At 69.6% G+C, this 1,349-nt stretch carries 2 protein-coding genes and 1 pseudogene; 1 reads left to right on the top strand and 2 read right to left on the bottom strand.

The window, feature by feature from the left end; all coding sequences use genetic code 11:
* Positions 1–229: pseudogene (locus AAT21_RS35635) on the top strand (class I SAM-dependent methyltransferase); the annotation flags it as partial.
* Positions 230–281: 52 nt separating this feature from the next.
* On the opposite strand, the gene AAT21_RS15105 reads toward AAT21_RS35635, so the two are convergent.
* Together AAT21_RS15105 and AAT21_RS15100 are read right to left on the bottom strand one after the other, a co-directional pair.
* Positions 282–692, bottom strand: coding sequence for a hypothetical protein (locus AAT21_RS15105; protein ID WP_046777032.1), 411 nt, complete (start codon positions 690–692; stop codon positions 282–284).
* A 136-nt stretch (positions 693–828) separates the two neighbouring features.
* Positions 829–996, bottom strand: coding sequence for a hypothetical protein (locus AAT21_RS15100; RefSeq protein WP_157879706.1), 168 nt, complete (start codon positions 994–996; stop codon positions 829–831).
* Between the last annotated feature and the right edge of the window lie 353 nt (positions 997–1,349).

Here is a 1,349-nt window from a genome sequence, read left to right as displayed (position 1 = left end):
ACTCACCGACGCCGACCTCTACCGTGAACGCGACTTGCAGGGCGGCCTCGCCTACACACCCGAATCGCTGCGCTGGATCTTCTCCGACCTGGCAGAGGTCGAACTGCGCCGCATGCGCGAGGAACCGCCTGGGTCAGCGCTGTTCGGCGTGACGTTCCTGTGGACCGCCTTGTTCCGTCGGGGTGCAGCTGTGTCAGGCGACAGTGGCCCTGTCCACGTCGGCGCGTAGGCGCCGGTCGTCGGCGTGGTGGTTTCGCCAGATGACATTGCCTGCTCCGGCACTAGCTGACGGTATCGTCACAGACGGGCTTCGGGGGTTCCTTCGCGATCACGCTCCGCCAGTAGTCGGCCTCCCCGGCCGCACCGCGGTGTGCGGGCTCGATCAGTGTGGCGAACGCCGTCGTCCCAGGGCGGGCCTGCAGGTCGCCGGGACCGATCGCGATCACGTACCGCTCCCCCGGCTTCATCATCACCTCGCGGTTGGAAGTGGCCACCTCGAAGGAGCCGGGCATCCCACCGGGCTCTACCCGCTGGGACACCCCGACGCTCGGGGCGAACTTCCCCTTCATCGACTCCACGATCCGTACCGGCGTCGTGACGAGCTCGGGGTTCTCGGCGCCGACGGCCTGCGGGTCGCGCGCTGCCTCCCCTGTGGCCTCCACCACGGCGATGCCCTGCGCACTGGTCGCCACCTCAACATCCGTGACGTCATTTTCGGTCGCATGACCGTCGCACTGCGCGACGCGGCCAGCAGCTGACCCCACGGCTCTACAGCTGCTGGGGTACTGCCGGACAGCAGACACTGGCCGAAAGTTCCGAGCCCTCGGTTCAGGGGTGGCGGTAGCCGTCCACGTACCGGCGGGCGGCGGCTTCGCTCGTGCCGAGCGCGGTCGCGACCGTCTCCATCGGGATCCGGCCGACCTGCACCGCCAACGCCGCGTCCGCACCCACCTCGGAGATCAGGTATCCGAGCAGCGAGATAGCCTTCAGCGCCACGAGCGGGTCCTTCACCGCGGCGGTCTCCAGGTTCTCCGTCAGGGCGGTCAGCAGGACGGTGAGCGGTTTGGGAAGGGGGGACGGTGGCGTCCCGGACCACGGTGAGGTGGGCCTGGTAGTCCGCGATCGGCCCGGCCAGATCAACGTCCGCCTCGTACAGGGGCTTGTCGTCGAGGACGGTCCAGTCGAGCGGGTACTCGGCCGCACCACGCCACCCGCACGCGCAGGCACCGCGCAGGAGAGCGGCCCTCGGGCGGCCGAACCGGCCGTCGTACGCATGCCACTCCGTCGACGACGGCACGTACGATCCGCTGCCCACGCAGAAGTACACCGGCCCCGGCTCGCTCCCGTCC

The sequence above is a fragment of the Streptomyces yangpuensis genome (genome assembly GCF_001005295.1).
In the GTDB taxonomy this organism is placed as follows: Bacteria; Actinomycetota; Actinomycetes; order Streptomycetales; family Streptomycetaceae; genus Streptomyces; species Streptomyces yangpuensis.
This window is presented reverse-complemented; position numbering and strand designations above follow the sequence as displayed.